This is a genomic window from Prosthecobacter sp., from assembly GCF_044226605.1.
GTDB lineage: Bacteria > Verrucomicrobiota > Verrucomicrobiia > Verrucomicrobiales > Verrucomicrobiaceae > Prosthecobacter.
Genome location: NZ_JBGAGS010000007.1, coordinates 279,255 through 296,345, shown reverse-complemented (window position 1 = coordinate 296,345; position 17,091 = coordinate 279,255). Strand labels below are relative to the sequence as shown.

General features: G+C 61.3%; 11 protein-coding genes. 5 read left to right on the top strand and 6 right to left on the bottom strand.

Going from position 1 to position 17,091, the window contains the following annotated elements; all coding sequences use genetic code 11:
- Positions 1 to 268 precede the first annotated feature (268 nt).
- The 4 genes from ACILSO_RS11695 to ACILSO_RS11680 all read right to left on the bottom strand — a co-directional run bounded on the left by ACILSO_RS11695 (position 269) and on the right by ACILSO_RS11680 (position 10,558).
- Positions 269 to 4,540 (bottom strand): hypothetical protein, encoded by a 4,272-nt coding sequence (locus tag ACILSO_RS11695; protein WP_395737586.1) that lies wholly within the window; start codon positions 4,538 to 4,540, stop codon positions 269 to 271.
- 3 nt (positions 4,541 to 4,543) lie between these two features.
- Positions 4,544 to 6,658: a DUF1549 domain-containing protein gene (locus ACILSO_RS11690; protein WP_395737585.1), complete on the bottom strand. Its 2,115-nt coding sequence runs from the start codon at positions 6,656 to 6,658 to the stop codon at positions 4,544 to 4,546.
- An 80-nt stretch (positions 6,659 to 6,738) separates the two neighbouring features.
- Positions 6,739 to 9,189, bottom strand: coding sequence for a serine protease (locus tag ACILSO_RS11685; RefSeq protein WP_395737584.1), 2,451 nt, complete (start codon positions 9,187 to 9,189; stop codon positions 6,739 to 6,741).
- Positions 9,190 to 9,193: 4 nt separating this feature from the next.
- The gene (locus ACILSO_RS11680) at positions 9,194 to 10,558 is read right to left on the bottom strand and encodes a DUF1501 domain-containing protein (protein ID WP_395737583.1); all 1,365 of its coding nucleotides are present in this window, start codon (positions 10,556 to 10,558) and stop codon (positions 9,194 to 9,196) included.
- A 137-nt stretch (positions 10,559 to 10,695) separates the two neighbouring features.
- Here ACILSO_RS11680 and ACILSO_RS11675 point away from each other — a divergent pair, with 137 nt between their 5' ends.
- Complete coding sequence (locus tag ACILSO_RS11675; protein WP_395737582.1) at positions 10,696 to 11,451, top strand: SDR family NAD(P)-dependent oxidoreductase; 756 nt, start codon at positions 10,696 to 10,698, stop codon at positions 11,449 to 11,451.
- A 217-nt stretch (positions 11,452 to 11,668) separates the two neighbouring features.
- Here ACILSO_RS11675 and ACILSO_RS11670 read toward each other — a convergent pair whose 3' ends face one another.
- Together ACILSO_RS11670 and ACILSO_RS11665 are read right to left on the bottom strand one after the other, a co-directional pair.
- Positions 11,669 to 12,484 carry an ATP-grasp domain-containing protein gene (locus ACILSO_RS11670; protein ID WP_395737581.1) on the bottom strand — a complete coding sequence of 272 codons (816 nt, stop codon included), beginning with the start codon at positions 12,482 to 12,484 and terminating at the stop codon, positions 11,669 to 11,671.
- Positions 12,477 to 13,349 carry an NAD(P)-dependent oxidoreductase gene (locus ACILSO_RS11665; RefSeq protein ID WP_395737580.1) on the bottom strand — a complete coding sequence of 291 codons (873 nt, stop codon included), beginning with the start codon at positions 13,347 to 13,349 and terminating at the stop codon, positions 12,477 to 12,479. The genes ACILSO_RS11670 and ACILSO_RS11665 overlap by 8 nt, the downstream gene beginning before the upstream one ends.
- 92 nt (positions 13,350 to 13,441) lie before the next feature.
- Here ACILSO_RS11665 and ACILSO_RS11660 point away from each other — a divergent pair, with 92 nt between their 5' ends.
- From ACILSO_RS11660 to hflC, 4 genes are read left to right on the top strand one after another with little or no spacing between them, the layout of a single operon-like run.
- Complete coding sequence (locus ACILSO_RS11660) at positions 13,442 to 13,984, top strand: hypothetical protein (RefSeq protein WP_395737579.1); 543 nt, start codon at positions 13,442 to 13,444, stop codon at positions 13,982 to 13,984.
- A complete protein-coding gene (locus ACILSO_RS11655; protein ID WP_395737578.1) occupies positions 13,981 to 14,949 on the top strand; it encodes an NAD-dependent epimerase/dehydratase family protein in 969 nt (322 codons plus the stop codon). The genes ACILSO_RS11660 and ACILSO_RS11655 overlap by 4 nt, the downstream gene beginning before the upstream one ends.
- 37 nt (positions 14,950 to 14,986) lie before the next feature.
- Positions 14,987 to 15,988, top strand: coding sequence for an FtsH protease activity modulator HflK (hflK, locus tag ACILSO_RS11650; RefSeq protein WP_395737577.1), 1,002 nt, complete (start codon positions 14,987 to 14,989; stop codon positions 15,986 to 15,988).
- On the top strand, positions 15,985 to 17,037 hold the full coding sequence (hflC, locus tag ACILSO_RS11645) for a protease modulator HflC (RefSeq protein WP_395737576.1): 1,053 nt from the start codon (positions 15,985 to 15,987) through the stop codon (positions 17,035 to 17,037). The genes hflK and hflC overlap by 4 nt, the downstream gene beginning before the upstream one ends.
- The last annotated feature ends 54 nt before the right edge of the window (positions 17,038 to 17,091 follow it).

Here is a 17,091-nt window from a genome sequence, read left to right as displayed (position 1 = left end):
CGTCTTTTGAAAGCGGTTTCTGACAAAGGGGCCAGGAGTCGCTCGACGGCGGTTGGGGGACCAACCGCCCTACCTTCACGCCGGGAATGATTGCGTGCACAGTGTGGCTGCTCGGCGGCGGTTGGAGGACCAACCGCCCTGCCTTTCTGCCGGGAATGATTGCGTGCATGGTGCAGGCCGGGATGGCCATGGGTTTTGGAAGACGCCGAGGCATACGGATTTTCTCGTGTGATGGAACGCACGAAGGGCTGGTCTGGCCGAGTGGTGTTCATTCCGAGATGATCTTCCATTTGCCCCAGAGCTGGGGGGTGAGTTCGGCTTCGCTGGGGACGTCGGCGGTGATGGCGGTGGCTTTGTTGGACCAGTAGATGCGCTGGGTGGTCTGGCCGTTGGCGCCGCGGAGGACGCCGAGGTCGGCGCGGGCGGTGTCGCCGGGTTTGGGCTGCCAGTGGAGAGTTTCCAAGGGGAGGCTGATCTCGAAGCTGCCGGTGTTGTCGGCGGCAAAGGTGAGGTGTGAAGTGACGTCTTCGACGACGTCGATGTGGATGCTGCGCCAGGGGCTGCCGAAGGCGACGGGCTGGGTTGTGCCGGGGACTTTGAGGCGATAGAGGAGGGCGCGGGGTTTGCCTTTGACGAGGGTGACGAGGAGGCGCTGGTCGGTGTCTGCCTGCAGCATGAGGTCGAGGCAGCCACCGGTTTTGAAGAGGGCGTTCGGTGTTTCGCCGCTGTTGCTGAGGAGGTCTTTTTCGGTGGTGCGCCAGGCGGCGTAGAGTTTACCACCACTGAGGGCGACGGCGGCGCTGACTTCGTAGGGGCGGGAGTTGCTGTTGAAGTTGGCCTTGATGCCGCGGCGGTCAATGGAGGCCCAGTCGGTGGTGGCGGGCCAGTCATCGAGTTTGCCATCAACGACAGGGGGCTGCGCGCGCATGACGACGCTGAGGGCGCCGCTGCCGCGTGCGTTTTGGCGTGCGGTTTCGGCGCGGGCGAACCATGCGCGGGATTTTTCGAGATCGGTGGGTGTGACTTCGAGGGTCTGATCAGGAAGGCGCTGGAGGGAGTCGAGACCATCGACACGGACGAGGCTGGTGCGACCGCCGTCGATGAGGAAGATTTTGCCGTCGGGCGTCTGGGTGATGCTGGGCCAGAAGTTTTCGTCGTGGAGGGAAACATCGGTGACGTCCATGTTGCGAGTGGCGACGGGTGCGGCCCAATTCGGGCGCAGACGGATGTCGTGGAAGAGGGTGGCCACGAAGAGGCCATCTGCGGTGAAGAGGTACATGTTTCCCATGTTTCCGTTGATGCAGAACATGGGTCCGGCTTTGCCCTGAACGAAGCCGCCAAGGAGGCGGGTGTGGCCAACGACCATGCCGGGACGATCTGAAATAGCGGCCTCGTGGCTGGCGTGGAGGCCGGGCCATGCGCTGGGGTAGCTCCAGCGGGGCTCGCCTTTGAGAATGCCGCCGAGGCCGTGAGGGGAGAAGGGCGCAGGCGCATTGGTGGTGATGGTCCAGCAGTTGTCCGCAAGCAGCGCCTGATTGCCGCCGCTCGATGGCGGGGAGCCGCCCGCAGGGCCGAGCGACTCGGGTTTCGAATCATAAACCGGCACGCCATTCGAAGTGAAGCTCGTCGGTGCAAAGCGTGCGGTTTTGTCTCCGTAGCGGGCGACGATGAAGGAGAGACCGTCCGTCACGGTGACGCCGCGCAGGACTTCGCGGGTCATTTTCACTTCATCGGGCTGCGGGCGAGCGTCATTGTTTTTGTCGAACCACACAAAGGCGGCGTGTTTTTCCGGTGAGGGATTTTCTTCGTCGGGCTTGGTGCCTGCGGGCCACAGGGAACGGAACTCGGGCGTGCGGAGAATTTGGAAATAATGCGCGTCGCCGATGCCGGCGACGAGCTTGGCGGAATCGCCATCATCACGCCAGAGGAAGGCTGCGTTGTCACCGCCGGTGGGATTGTGGGTGTAGCAACTGGTGAAGTAGCGTTTGCCATTCGCGTAGAGCGGATAGTCGGGCGAGAAGTGGCCACCGTGGGCCTCCATGAGAGGATCGGGACGGGCGAAGACGCGTTGAAGTGAATCGGTGCCGGACTGCCAATCGAGCGCGAACTCCATGCCCTTGTAGAAGAACTTCGATGCATCCTGAGGATCGAGCACGCCACCGCCGCCATATTCGGTGGGGCCGTAGAAGGTGCGAAAGAGCTTGCCGCGGTCTGACCAGACCGAAACACGGCGTGGGTAGTTGTCCGCTTCGGCCACCCAGACAAAGCCATTGTTATCAATGGCGATTCCGTTGGGGTTGTTCATGTGCATGCGATCGTATTTCCCAAGCGCGGGAGCACCGGCGGTGCCGATGGCGCGGACGAACTCGCCTTTGGCGGAGAAGACTTTGACCTGATGCGAGGTGCCGCGGTCGGTGATGAACATGTTGCCATTGCTCGCAGTGGTGATGTGGCGCGGATCTTCCAGCCCGGAGGAGATGAGGGTTTCTGTTGTCCCGTTGTCGGAGTCCACACGCAGCAGCTTCGTACCGCTGAGAACAAGCAGACGGCCGTTGTCGTCATACGTGAGGCCACGTGGATTTTCGATCTTTTCACGCCGGAGGATTTTGCCGGCCTTCGCATCCACAAACAGCAGCTCGTTTTGGCGAATCATCGAACATGCGATCACGCCATCGCGCGCGGCGATGCCGGCGAGCACATAGACTTTCAGCCCGCCATCGAAGCTCTCCAGCCCTGTGGGTGTATTCGGATCGTTCTCCTTCAGCCGTGGATCCTCACCAAGCTGAGTTTTGAAAACAGGCTGGTCTTCCAGAGAGCGCGTCTTCGCCGTGAGACGCAGCTCCCCATCCCACACCGAGCCAACGTAGCACATGTGTTCGGGAATGAAGTTGGCGCCGCTGTCCACCGCGAGTGTCGGAGCACCGGTCCACGTGCCACCGACCCAGTGCTGACCGCCGACCTTGGTGCCATCTTCACGCAGCCACTGAAGTCCGTGGCCGCCTTCCGCGACCTGCGCACCCATCATGATGAGAGGCTTTCCGTCAGCGGTTTTGTAAGGGTGAATGGCCGCCATGCTGGTGGGTGGAGTGTGGGTGGTGAGCCAGCAGCCCGTGTTGTCTGCGGTGGTCCAAGCGGGTTTGCCAGCATTGTAGATGCTGAATTCGTAATGCAGCTCCACGGGCTTGCGCCAGAGGCCGCGCACGGTGTAGGTGCCCGGCGCCACGGGACGCGTGGGGATGTGATACACGCCGTGCTTTGCGGCTTCGGGATCGCGCAGGAGATCATCGCTGCCATCCCACCATGCGGTGTTTTCACCTGCGGGGAATGGAGTCTCGCTGACGAGATTGCGCACGCGGTGATGCTGTGTGTCCTCAATGACGAGGGTGACGAGCCCGGCTTCTGGCAGTGTGAATTTTACCGGGATCGGCGGCGGTTCTTCGGCGGCTTTGGGAAGGACGAGCGAGGCGAGGGTGGAGTCTGCTTTGAGAGGCGCGAGCGCCATCACCTCGCCAAGCCAGACGCGGCGGCCATCCTTCACCTTGCTGTTGAGATGCGGGTGAGTGGACTTGGTGCCGGCGATGATGCGCAGCCGGAGGGCGCGGGTTTGAATGTTCTTTTCGAACGGGATCCAGTGCGGGCCGAGCGGCAGAGGGTAGAGAGGATCGATGCCGCTTTTGGCGGCGATGCGCTTCCAGCTTGATTCGGGTGCCGCGTGAAGACTGGCGTTGTCTGCACCGGTGAAGGTATCGATCTCGACAGCGGCGAAGCCTGCCCACAAAAGGCAGAGACCGTGGAGAGGCACGGATGCGGGCCATGTGAGGGTGACGATTTCAGGATGCTCCGGCGAGATGGGCAGCGCGGCACCCTGCTCGCCATTGTCCCAAGCCTGCCAGGTTTTGTTGCCGGATTCATCGACGAGTTTTGCCGAAGCATCATCGCGTGCCCGTGACTGCACCAGGGACTGTGGCGCGACATTGCCGAGACGTTCGGGAACCATCCATGCGCCACCCAGCACGCCGGCCATCTCGCGATCTCCTGCGGCGGGAGTGTGACTGAAGCGGAGGGCGCGTGTCTCGGTGGCCGGAGGCAGCAGCCACAAGGCGTAGTCGCCAGCCGCCACTTCTGCGTGAGATGATGCGCCATTGACCAACCGCTCCGCCGGCTGCCACTGTGTGTCGTCATTCAGATCGCCTGGATAAGTGGCGGAAGCTTTCAGCACACTGAGGGTGCCGCCGCCGCTGACGAGCACGCTGCCGATGGGGATGGGCCTGGCAAAACCGATGCGCAGATGGCGCGAGCCGGTCTCGCGGCCTTCGCCGAATTTGATGCCGCGAAAGTCCGGGCGGCTCTTCTGCGTCCATACCACAGCCTGTGGTCCGGTGGTATGATGCGACTCCTTACCCGCGACGTTTTGGGCGAAGGCGGCGTGGTCCAGAAGCGCGAAGTCGAGCGGCTTGAAATCCTGCGCGTGAAGCGCTGCGCCAAGGCAGAGACTGGTGCCGAGAACAAGCTTTTGAAAAGAGCTGAACGCTGAGCGCATGGATCAATGATTGAAGATGAACTCGGTGGAGTTGAGCAGGCTCCAGAAGATGTCCTGGTAGGGCTTGCGGTCCTTCGTGTCGCTGCCGACGAGTTCGAGGAGGGCCTTGAGTTCTTCGGGGGTGGGTTTGCGGCTGAGAGAGCGGAGGTAGAGGTCCTCGATGATGGTCTCGGGGGGCGTGCCTGCTTTGAGGTGCTTTTCGATGACCTGTCCTGCGCCGACCTGGTTCTGCACGGTGTCTCCGGCGACCATGTGGAGGGTTTGAGAGAGAGTGGGCTCAAGCTTGGTGTCGCACACACAAACGCTGGCACGGCCAGCACGGCCGAAGGTTTCGAAGAAGGGATCGCCCGTATTCGCATTCGTCGTGTCTCCGGGAGTACGCGGGTAGTGCTGGACGGCCTTGGTGCCTTTGGGAAAATAGGTGAATCCGCGTTCGCCATCGGTGGCTTCGACGATGGCATCGAGCAGGACATCGGCGCGGAGGCGACGGAGCTGGGCGCGCGAGAACTGGCGGGTGTCATCCGCGTTTGTTTTGTTGGGCTGAGCGGAGAGCTGGTAGGTGCGGGAGGTGACGATGTCGCGGATGAAGGCGCGGAGGTTGAACTTAGAATCGGCGAGGTGCTGGGCGAGGGCGTCGAGCAAGGGGCCGTTGGTGGGGGGATTGCTGACGCGCATGTCATCGAGCGGCTCGACAAGACCACGGCCCATGAAGTGGGCCCAGATGCGGTTGGCGAGGTTGCGGGTGAAGAGCTCGTTTTTGGGCGAGGTGAGCCAGGCGGCGAGGGCCTGACGGGGATCTTTGCCTTTGGGCACGCTGCTTTCGCCGCCGAGCACGGTGGGGAGCATGGGGCGCTCATCGACAAGGTGTTTGGCGGGGGCAGCGGAGAGGTCGTTGAAGACATAAAACTCCCTCGGCTCCACACCGAGCTTGCGCTGGATGCCGGTGAAGAAGCTGACCCAGCCGTAGTAGTCGTCCATGGTCCAGCGATCGAAGGGGTGGTTGTGGCACTCCGCGCACTGGATGCGCACGCCGGTGAAGAGCTGGGAGAAGTCTGCAGCGAGGTTCTTGGGGGTGACCTTCACATCATGAACGAGCATGGTGTAGAGATTGGCGGGGCCGCTGTTGAGATTGCTGCCAGTGCCGGTGATCTGATCGGCGACGAATTCATTGAGCGGGCGGTTCTGCGCGATCTGGTCGTGGATCCATTCGTAGTAAACGTCGGCGGCCTTCACATCGGTGGCGGTGGGGGCGTAGCCGCCGCCTTTGACGCGGAGCATTTCAGCCCAGAGATCGGTCCACAGATCGGTGAAGCCGTCGCTGCTCAGCAGGCGGTCGATGAGGGCGGTGCGCTTGTCTTTCGACGTGTCCGCCATGAAGGCCTGATAGTCCTTGGTGGTGGGGAGTGCGCCGCTGAGATCGATGAAGATGCGGCGGAGGAAGGTGGCATCATCGCTGAGATCCGAGGGCAGGAGGCGGAGCTTTTGCAGGCGGTCGTGGATGATGGTGTCGATGTAGTTGTTCGCGGAGGGATTCGTCCAAGCGTAGTTTTTGTCCTGTGGGAGGACGATGACTTCGGAGCCGATGGTGAAGCGGTTGAAGCGGGCGAAGACGTGGGTGTCGCCACGGCCGGTGGCGGAGACGAGGCCGTTCTTGTCTATCTTCGCGGTGGAGGGATTGTTGGTGGCGAAGAGGGCGAGATCGGTGACATCGCGCTTGGTGCCGTCGGAGTAGCGGGCGGTGACGGTGGTTTTTTGCGTGCCTTTGCCGCCTTCGAAAACGATGCGTTCAGGGGCGAGGGTGATTTCAACGGGCTGAGGGACGGACTCGGCGTCATCGGGGGCGCCGGCGACGATCCACTTTAACAGGGTCTGGTAGTATGTGGTGTCGGGCTTGAAGAGCTCGCCGCCAGTGTGGGGGACTTTGCCGATGGCCTTGAGGAGGAGGAGGCTTTGCTCGGGGGCGGCGAGATTGACGCGGCGGCCGACCATTTCCTGGGTGATGCGGTAGTAGTCGCCTTTGGCATCGTAGCCGAAGAGAGAGAGCATAAAGCCGTCCTTGCCGCGAGCGGAGCCGTGACAGGTGCCCTGGTTGCAGCCAGAGCGGAAGAGGATGGGCATGACATCGCGGCGGAAGCTGGGCGCGTCCTCAGCGAAAACAGAAGCTGCAAACACAGCAGAAACAATGAACGAACGGAACATTAGCGGGAAGCGTTTGAGGTTTGAGCGATGGCAGGATCCACACGCAGGATGCCTTTGCCCATGCGCTGGCGGATTTGCTGGCCGCGTTCGGTGACGGTGATCTCACAGCTCAGTTCTTTGTACTGTCCGAGCAGGGCTTCGCTGGTGGCGGCGATTTCGAAGATGAGCTGTTTGTCGCCGGGCTTGAACCTGGGGGCGTTCACCACGCTGACACCTTTGGGCAGGCCGAGCAGTGTGGCTTCGGCTTCGCCTTCAAAAGGTTTCTTGTGCTCGATGTCCCACACCACCTGAGCCTTCTCACCACGCCGCACGGCGGTAGGATTGCTCTTCAGCGCGATGTAGGGCTGCGCGATGGTGAGATCGAAAAATTTCGTCGAGGTGCGCGTGCGCCCCGTGCCGAGGTAATACTCACCACCCACGGTCGATGCAGTAATCGCAAGCTGATAAGTGCCTGGCGCAGCCGCCGTGCTGGCACTCAGACGCAGCGTGCCTTCATTCTTATCCGCAGGCAACGTGATGGTCGGCTCGCCTTCCACACCATTGGGCACCCAGTCGAACTGATATTCCACATCTTCCTTGAATCCCGCCTGGCGCGCGACCTTCACCGCAAGGGACAGCTCACCATTCTGTGACAGCGGAATCTGCGGCTGCGCCACTTCAATGTTGAAAGGCGGCGGCTCCATCACGGCGAGCGCGTAGTGATCCACCACAAACGAATGCCACGCGCGCCCACCAGAATGGCCGAGAAACGGAAACGACTGCTGCGAATGGCTCACCAGCGGCCGTCCATCCACCGCCTTGCATTCCAGCGAGATCAGAGCGCATTGCGGCTTCACACCCGCCTCCGCCACAAACTGCACCGGAGTCTGCCGCTGCCCTGCGCGCACCCGCGGAGCGATCATCGTCACGCCCTTGGGCAGGCCATGAGCCACTAGATCGAGTTCGCCTTTGTAAGTATTCCCAGGTCCGTCAGCGAGATTCACATTCACCGTCCACTGCCCACCCTGCGGCACCGTGATGCCGGTGAGCCGCGGGCACTCCACCATGTCGATGACCCTGGCCTGAAGAAAGGTGTCGATCTCATCCCGCACGGCCTCAACCTCGATTCGGTAAACAGAAGTCGCATCACCCAGGCCGCGCATATCTGTGATGTTGATGACATACTCACCATCTTCCTTCGGCTCCCAGACGATGGCAGGGTCCATCATCTCCTTGCGCTGAATCGCCCGGCTCATGGCATAAAGGCCGCGGTCTTCCAGCGTGGCATCGTCTGCATTCACCTCGGCAGCTTCAGCACCCACACGCTGAATGCTGATGCGCGGATCCAGCGGCGTGCCAAGCGAACGCGCAAAAACCTTCATATGCCAGCGCTCGCCCTTTTTCACGGAGACCTTGAAAGCATCGCTGTCACCTGCCGCTTCGATGACGCCGTTCAGTGCGGCAGGAAGTGACTTCACCGCTGTTTCTTCCGCGGACTTTTCTTCAAGCACATTGTCATAAGCGCTTACCCGCATGGGCAACGGCGAAGGCATCTTGTTGAAGAGAGAAAAATCACCCGCAGCGGCCGGCAGCACCACAGATTGCTTCACCTCGCCCGCCGGATCGCCCAGCAGCGTGGTCTGCAAAGATGTCCCCGCTTTGCCACCAGCAGGATACGCCACCAGCGGACGTGCATGGTCGCCAATGTGCGCGAGGTAGTAGCAGCGCGGCCCGTCTTTAAAGACACGTTGCTTGATCTCCACCAAGTAGTCGCCGTCCTTCGGCAGTACAATGCTGGCAATCGGGTCCTGCAAATGCAGCGCACTGTCATCATTGCGGGCCAGCTCTTTGCCGTTCGCATCCAGCAGACGCACCATGAGGTCAAACTCAGACTCCGCGTAATGACGCTCGGTGAGCCAGACGGAATCCACCTCCACAGAAAGATGCTGACCCGCCTTGCCGCTCACGCGATAAAGATCCACATCACTGAGCCTCACGGAATCGATGCGCCCATGCACGCTGGAACCAAGCGGCACGACTTCAGCAGAAGCGGTGGCATCATTCACACCCTGCTTCTGCTCCACCTCGTGATAAACCGGATAAGCCGTGACGGCAAAAGTGGAGAGCGTCGTCAGTTCCGTAGCCGTCCGCAGCTTCAGCGGATGCAGCCCCAGCGGACAATCCGGCGCGATCTCAAAGGTGCACTGCACCTGGTCTTCGCGGTAGCCGCCGTGGTGCAGGCTGTTTCTGCGCATCGGAGGCAGCGCCTTCACCTCCACGCACTTGATGCCAGGTCGGAAGAAAAGCACCTCGCGCGGGTCTTTGAGATAGGCCCCATCAAGGATGACCTCCACCGTGGTGCCGCGCTGGCCAGCACGCGGAGTCACGGCCTCGATGTGATGCACCATCGCGTTCACGACGGCAGGCGCTGCAAAGCACAGCAGACCCAGGATGCTTGAAAAAGTACGCATGGCCTTAAGAAATGATCCCCTTCACGACCTTGCCATCCTTCACAATCTCGATGGGTCGCGTGCCGCCAAAGGCCATGAGCTCTTCATTCGAATCAATGCCGAGCTGGTTGTAAACGGTGGCGAGGAAATCTTCGAGCTTCACTTCATCTCGCGCAGGTTCGGCGGAGGTCGCGTCCGAGGCGCCATACACCTGACCACGCGTGATGCCGCCGCCGGCGAGCAGCATGGAGTACACCCGCGCCCAGTGGTCGCGACCGTTGCTCATGTTCACTTTCGGAGTGCGGCCAAATTCGGTGGTCACCATCACCAGCGTGCTGTCCAGCATACCACGCTGATCGAGGTCCGTGATCAGGCCGCTGATGGCGTGATCCAGCGCTGGCATGAATTCCGTGCAGGTGCCCTTGATGTCAACGTGCGAATCCCACGAGCCATAGTTCACACTCACGAAGCGCACACCGGCCTCCACCAGGCGGCGGGCCAGCAGCAGGCGCTCTCCCACAGCGGCAGGCGCCCGCTGTTTCAGCTCGTAGCCACGCCCATAGAGATCGCGCATGGCCTCGTTTTCATCGGCCAGGGAGAAGGCCTTGCGCGCAGAGTCGGAAGTCAGCAGCGAGTAGGCGCTCTTGTAGAAATCATCCATCGTGTTCAGCTTGTCGATGTCGGCATCCAGCTTGCGAAGCTGGCCTTCCACGATGTCGCGCGCGGCCTTGCGTCGTTCAAACTGCTGCATCGAGACGCCATCCGGAATGCTGAAGTCGCGCACTTTAAATTCGCCCTTCGCACCCGGGTCGGCATTGAGCTGGAAGGGGCCGTATTTGCTGCTGAGGAAACCGGTGCCGCCTTCAAAGCCGCGCATGGACGGGATGGCGACGTAGGGCGGCATGTTTTGGCGCACGCCCATGAGGTGGGAGACGACGCTGCCCATCTGGGGGTAGTCGATGACGGTGGTGGGGGTGTAGCCGGTGTAGAGGTGGTAGGTGGCCTGCTGGTGGTCGGGGATCTTGCCGGTGACGGAGCGGACGATGGTGAGCTTGTCGGCGACTTTGGAAAGGCGGGTGAAGTTTTCGCTGAAGACTTCGCCGGTGCTGGTCTTCACCACGCCGAAGCCGCCGCGATACTCGGTGGGGGCCTCGGGCTTGGGGTCCCAGGATTCCTGCTGGGCCATGCCGCCGGGGAGGTGCAGATGGATGATGCTCTTGGCCTTGCCTTCCTTGAAGAAGCCGGGCTCGACGGTGGCGCGGGCTTCGTGCTTGAGGATGTCGGCCATGCTGAGGCCGAGGGCGCTGCAGAAGCCGATGCGCATGGCCTCACGGCGCTGGAGATTCATCTGGCGGAAGCCGGAGCAGCCGGAGGTCGAAGACGTTTTCATGTGAAGAGGGAAAAGGGCGGGGAAACGGGCACCTGCACCTACTGCATGAAATGCTCGTTCCTTGCGCAACCCCGAGAACTCGGGGGAGGTCGCGCATGTGTCCTTGGCATAAGCAAAACAGGTGTTCATAGTGGGGGATGAATTTGAATCTTGCGGGACAGTCGGTGGCGGTGTTTGGGGCTGCGCGTGGCATTGGCCGGGCGATTGCGGATGGGTTTGTGGCGGAGGGGTGTGTGGTGCGCGGGTTTGACCGGGAGAAGACGGCGGATTTTGTGACTGCGGGGGATGTGACGGATTATGAGGCGGTGAAGGGATTTGCCGGGGAGTTTGAGGGTGTGGACCACGTGGTTTTCTGCGTGGGGATCGGCTCGGGGAAGTTTGGGTTTCCGTTTTGGAATCTGGAACCGGGGGACTGGGCGCGGGTGCTGGAGGTGAACCTGATCGGGGCGGTGAATGTGGCGCATGCGTTTGCGCCGAGACTGATCGAGCGTGGGGGGGGATCGATGCTGTTTCTCGTTTCCGTGGCGGGGCAGATGGGATCTCAGACTGATCCGCCGTACAGTGCGTCGAAGGCGGGGCTGATCAATTTCACGCAGTGCGCGGCGAAGGATCTGGGGCCGCACAACGTGCGGGTGAATGCGATGGCGCCGGGGATGGTGAAGACGGAGCTGAACCAGAGCATCTGGGCGGCGGGGCAGAAGAAACTGCCGGAGAGTCAGCGGCAGAGCTTTGATGACTGGGCGGCGGAGAAGATCAAGAAGGTGTCCCATCTGGGCCGCTGGCAGATGCCGGAGGAGTATGCGGCGATGGCGACGTTTCTGGCGTCAGATCATGCGAAGAATATTACCGGGCAGACGATCAATATTGATGGGGGGCAGGTGATGCATGCGTGAAGCAGACGTCGTTCGCGTGGGCAGTGCGGGCAGAGATTGTAAACTGCGAACTGAAAACTGAGAATTGTAAACTGGCCGGAGGGGGAAGAGGAGTGACGGGTGATGGCGGTGCGCCGCACAGAGGATTGCCTTCGGCGCGCTTCGCGATGTACGGACCACTTTGCTGGCGCATGTGCGGAGCACGATTGTGTTTGGAAGGCGAGCTCGGGAGGTCGCTCTACGTGGATGCAGTCCTGCGTTTTGAGATCCAAAGACGATGTGAGTCGGTGATCTCTGATCTGGGGATAATGGTGGCCTGAATGGTTCGGAGGACCCGGGATGGGTTGCAGCCATAGAGGCCGGCACCCCAGCAGGGATTTGCCTCGATGACGGCCCAAGTGCCTTGATGGGTCCTGCCGACATCCAGAGTGCAGGCGGGTGGCAGAGCGACGGTGGTGTCTGACAGGATGCTCTCTGCGAAGGTGCGGGCTTCTGCTTCTTCGTGATCGAGGAATGGCCATCGGTCATCGGCGGAGCGGGCCAGCTCCCCTTCCCTCCAGTAAGGGCTCATAGTCGTGATGCGACGGTCCAGAATAAAGCATCGGACTTCGAGGCGAAAATCCATGATGCCGGAGCGGAGCACGGGGATGTCTTGATCCACATGATCTGAAGATGGGAGATCTCTACCGGAGGCATAGACTTTAGGATCAAAAATCTTGCCATCGGCAGGCTTCACAAAGGCGGGTGAATCCAGAAGCCTGGCCTCACCGAGCGTCATGAAATCAATCTGACGTGACAGATATTTTCGAGGGACGGACGTGAGCCAGTCGATAGCGGGTTCCAGTAGAACAAGTTCAAGCTGATCGGCTACCGCCTCTGCAAACAGAGGCTCGCCGTAGATGGCGACGTTTGTTTGAGCGGAGCGCAGTTCCTCGGGAACACGCCAGCCTTGGATGCGATGGACGGGCCACTGATTCGCAACACAAACGCGCCAGATGGCGACGGAGTCGTCAGTCGCTCGCGGTCCCAGCAGTACCGTGAGTGATTCACTCATACAGTCTGAACAACCCGCTGTGATCCAAGTCCCCCAATCCCTTCTCATGCACAAACTTCTCCCACTGGGCGAGGGAGTTTTTCAGGGTGGGAGAGTCGAGGCCGACGGAGTCGGCGAGCTGGGACATGAGGCGGACGTCTTTGAGCTGGAGGGTGGCGCGGCCGCCGGGGGCGAAGTCGCGGCGGACCATGCGGTCGCCGTGGAGGTCGAGGATGCGGCTTTCGGCGAAGCCGCCGAGGAGGGCCTTTCTGACGAGGGCGGGATCGACGCCGGAGAGCTCGGCGAGGCGGAGGGCCTGGGCGACGGCGTCGATGGTCTGGGCGACGATGAGTTGGTTGGCGAGTTTTGTCACCTGGCCGCTGCCGACGGGGCCGAGGTGGGTGATGTTTTTGCCGACGGCCTGGAAGATGGGGAGGGCGCGCTGGAAATTGGCGTCGCTGCCGCCAGCCATGATGGTGAGGGTGCCGGCCTCGGCACCAACTTGTCCGCCGGAGACGGGTGAATCGACCCAGTTCACGCGTTCGGCGAATTTTTTGGTTTCGGGGACGCCGGTGGTGCCGAAGTCGATGATGAGGGCGTCTGGGTGCAGGCCCTCGATGAGGCCGCCGGGGCCGAAGACGACGTTTTCGACGACGTCGGTTGAGGTGAGATTGATGCAGACGATGCCAGGGCCGATTTCGCGTGCGAGTTCGGGCAGAGTGGCGGCGCGGCGCATGCCGAGGGCGACGGCGGCCTCGGCGGGGGCAGCGCTGCGATTCCAGACGACGACGTCGGCTCCGGCTTCATGGAGGTGGCGTGCATTGGCGCGGCCCATGTTGCCGAGTCCGACGAATCCGATCTTGTGTCCTGTGAGAGGCTTGCTCATGAGATGGGGCGCTTAGCACAGAGGCCCTGTCATGCAATCGAGAAGGCAAATGGGCTTGCGCTTTGGCGGCCCTTTCCGCTAAAAACCTACGCATGGCTTTTAACGTTCAAACGGGCAACCGTATCGTCATGCAGCTGGCGGCACTCGTGCTGATCCTGTGCTCTTTTTTCGTCAGCTGGGGAGCATGCACGTTGTCCCCCGACGAAATGGGACGCGAGGTCGAACATCAATTGCGAGTCAAAGGCGGCATCTATGCCATGGAGCAAACGGCCATCATGACGACGCGCCGTGGATTTCAAGGCATGCCTCTTCCCGTCGATGCCGCGAGCAGCGCGGTTTATCTGGGCCCGATGCGGCTGCCCTATTGGGCGGGCTGTGTGTGCAGCGCATTTGCCCTGGTAGTGGTCATTCTTAACATGGCGGGCTTTTCAGCGGTGCCGAAGTTGGCGGTGCTTTCTCTGCTGTTTGTCGGGATCCTGGTGGCGGTATGGGCTTTGGTGAACATTTTGGCCAGTGGTTCGCTCGGAGCAGGAGCTGTGCTGCTGCTGGCTGGCTCCATTGTCGGAACAACAAGCGCAATGCGAGTTGATCATTGGGCGCAGCAAGCCCAACTATGCGCTTCGACAAACCCATGAAAATCATCATCACCGGCGGCGGCGGCTTCCTTGGCTCACAACTGGCACAGAAACTTTTGGAACGCGGCACGTGGTGCGGCAATGCGATCACGGAGATGGTGCTGCTGGATGCGTTTTTTCGTGGAGAGCCGACGGATGCGCGGGTGAAGCATGTGAAGGGGGACATCGGTGACCGGGCAACGGTGCTGGCGGCAACGGGGGCGAAGTTTGACGTGATCTTTCACCTTGCCTCGATGGTGAGCGGTGAGTGCGAGGAGCGATTTGATGATGCGATGCGGGTGAATCTGGAAGGCGGGCGCAATGTGTTTGAGGCGGCGCGTGCGGCGGAAGGCCGGCCGAGAGTGGTGTTTGCGAGCAGTGTGGCGGTGTATGGCGGGCTGGACATGTCTCAGATGATGTCTGACCTGACGAAGCAGCTGCCGCAGACGACGTATGGAATGACGAAGGCGATGTGCGAGATGATGGTGAACGACCACACGCGCAAAGGGCACTTTGACGGACGCAGCGTGCGGCTGCCGACGGTGATCGTGCGGCCGGGCAAGCCGAATGCGGCGGCATCGAGCTGGGCGAGCGGGATGTTCCGTGAGCCGCTGAACGGGGAGCCGTGCATGCTGCCGATCCGCCGTGACCAGCCACACCCGATGACGGGGTACCGGACGGTGATTGAGTCGTTCATCTTTTTGAGCGAGGTGCCTGAGGAGAAGCTGGGCAAGGACCGCGCGTATGTGCTGCCTGCGCACCGGGTGACGCCGAACATCGCGGAGAAGGTGATTCAGGAAGTGGCGGCAGAAAAAGGGATCAAGCTGGGACCGATTGTGGATGCGTTTGATGCGCGGATTCAGGGGATTGTGGACAACTGGCCGCAGCAGGTGGATGGCGCGCGGGCGGAGGCGATCGGGCTGCCGAAGCCGCCGACGCTGAAGGAGATTGTGGAACAATATGTGGCTGACTTTGGAATGAAGTAGGCTTTGCCGCGAACGCGGAATGCAGTAGCCTCGCTGCATGAGCGAGATACGCCCTTTCCCGAATGCGCCGCAGATACGCATCAATCCGCGCTTGATTCTCTCGGTGCTGATCGGCCTGTTTCTGGCTGTCGGCATTTTCTCCGGTGTTTACCAGGTGCCGGCGGAGTCGGTGGCCGTGGTGCAGCGCTTTGGCGGCTACTTGAAGACGGAGAACCCCGGGCTGCATTTCAAGCTGCCGTGGGGCATCGACTCGGTGACGCTGGTGGAGATACTGCGACAGCAGAAGCTGGAGTTTGGCTTTGGCACCGCCGGGGCGACCAACCGCTACCAGTTCTCCGACTATCATGAACAGGAGGGTGAGAAAACGATGGTGACGGGAGACCTGAACACGGCGCTGGTGGAGTGGGTGGTGCAGTACCACATTGGTGATCCGGTGGCGTATGTGTTCAACTTCCGCGAGCCGGTGCCCACTCTGCGGGACCTCTCCCAGGCAGTGATGCGCGAGGTGGTGGGGGACCGCACGGTGGACGAGGTGCTGACCATCGGCCGGCAGGAGATGGAAACGAAATGCGCCGACCGCCTGCGGGAGCTGGTGGCGGCGCTGAACATGGGCGTGCATATTGACCAGATCCAGCTGGGCAACATCAACCCGCCGGCGGATGTGCAGGCGAGCTTCAGCGATGTGAACCGCGCCAAGCAGGAGAAGGAGTCCGCCATCAACACAGCGAGCGGGAACTACAACCAGATCATCCCCAAGGCACGTGGTGAAGCGGAGCAGAAGATCAAAGGAGCCGAAGGCTATGCGGCCAAACGCGTGAATGAAGCAGAGGGTGACGCCGCGCGATTCAAGGCGGTGCTGGCCGAGTACGTGAAGGCACCCGAAGTGACGAAGAAGCGCCTGTATCTGGAAACGATGGGCGAGGTGCTCTCCCAGGTGCCGGGCAAGGTGATCCTGGACGACAAGGCCTCCTCATTTCTGCCGCTGATGAATTTGCGCCAGGTGGAACCTCAACCCCAACCCGCACCCGCCACACGATGAAAGCTTCTCTGATACTGATAGTTGTCCTGGCACTGACGATCGTGCTGGGCTCCGGCTTCTACACGGTGAGCGAGACGGAGCAGGTGGTGATAACGCAGTTCGGCATGCCCGTGGGAGAGCCTGTGAAAAGGGCCGGACTGCACTGGAAGACGCCCTTCATCCAGACGGTGAACCGCCTGGACAAACGTGTGCTGGAGTGGGACGGCCCCTCCGCGAACATGACGACGAAGGACAAGGTCATTGTGGTGGTGGATGTGTTTGGCCGCTGGGAGATCAGCGATCCGCTGGTGTTTTTCCGCCAGCTGACGGACGAGCGCCGCGCGCTTTCACGGCTGGATGACATTCTGGCGAGCGAGACGCGCATCGTGATTGCGAAGCATGAGTTCATCGAGGCGGTGCGCACCACGAAGGACCGCAAGGCGGTGCGAGATGTGACCAACACGAGCAGCGGTGGAAGCGTGCCCTCCACGGCAGATTCCCGCATCGGTGTGCTGCCACCCATCACCTACGGGCGGGTGGAACTGGAGTCCGAGGTGCTGAAGAACGCGATCCCCAAGATCGAGGGATACGGCATCCGCCTGCTGGATGTGCGTTTCAAACGCATCGACTACGATCCCACCGTGAGCCAGTCGATTCATCAGCGCATGATTTCCGAGCGTGAGCAGATCGCGAAGCTGCACCGTGCGGAAGGCGAAGGGGAGGCGGCGAAGATCAATGGGGAGCGCGAGCGTGATCTGGCGACGATCGAGTCTGAAGCGTACCGCAAAGTGCAGGAGCTGGAAGGCGCGGCGGATGCGAAGGCAACGGAGATCTATGCGAAGGCGTACAACCAGACGCCGGAAGCGGCGCAGCTTTTTGAGTTTCTGAAAACGATGGAGACGTACAAGACGCTGATCACCTCTGACACAACGATGGTCTTCACGACGGAAAGCGAACTCTTCCGCTTTCTGAAGTCGAGCAATCCGCAGGCGGCGAAACCAGCTGCGGGTGCAGGTCTTGAATTCAGCCCGCTGAACAAGCTGCCGACATTGCTGGAAGTGGGGAAGTGAGGAGGATTTCCGGACAGGTGCAACTTCTCACGGCCACCTACCACGGAGAGTGGC

Bases quoted from the DNA above. Each gene is read 5' to 3' on its own strand.
- ACILSO_RS11695 (WP_395737586.1), bottom strand. From the start codon at position 4,540: ATGCGCTCAGCGTTCAGCTCTTTTCAAAAGCTTGTTCTCGGCACCAGT.
- ACILSO_RS11690 (WP_395737585.1), bottom strand. From the start codon at position 6,658: ATGCCCATCCTCTTCCGCTCTGGCTGCAACCAGGGCACCTGTCACGGC.
- ACILSO_RS11685 (WP_395737584.1), bottom strand. From the start codon at position 9,189: ATGCGTACTTTTTCAAGCATCCTGGGTCTGCTGTGCTTTGCAGCGCCT.
- ACILSO_RS11680 (WP_395737583.1), bottom strand. From the start codon at position 10,558: ATGAAAACGTCTTCGACCTCCGGCTGCTCCGGCTTCCGCCAGATGAAT.
- ACILSO_RS11675 (WP_395737582.1), top strand. From the start codon at position 10,696: ATGAATTTGAATCTTGCGGGACAGTCGGTGGCGGTGTTTGGGGCTGCG.
- ACILSO_RS11670 (WP_395737581.1), bottom strand. From the start codon at position 12,484: ATGAGTGAATCACTCACGGTACTGCTGGGACCGCGAGCGACTGACGAC.
- ACILSO_RS11665 (WP_395737580.1), bottom strand. From the start codon at position 13,349: ATGAGCAAGCCTCTCACAGGACACAAGATCGGATTCGTCGGACTCGGC.
- ACILSO_RS11660 (WP_395737579.1), top strand. From the start codon at position 13,442: ATGGCTTTTAACGTTCAAACGGGCAACCGTATCGTCATGCAGCTGGCG.
- ACILSO_RS11655 (WP_395737578.1), top strand. From the start codon at position 13,981: ATGAAAATCATCATCACCGGCGGCGGCGGCTTCCTTGGCTCACAACTG.
- hflK (WP_395737577.1), top strand. From the start codon at position 14,987: ATGAGCGAGATACGCCCTTTCCCGAATGCGCCGCAGATACGCATCAAT.
- hflC (WP_395737576.1), top strand. From the start codon at position 15,985: ATGAAAGCTTCTCTGATACTGATAGTTGTCCTGGCACTGACGATCGTG.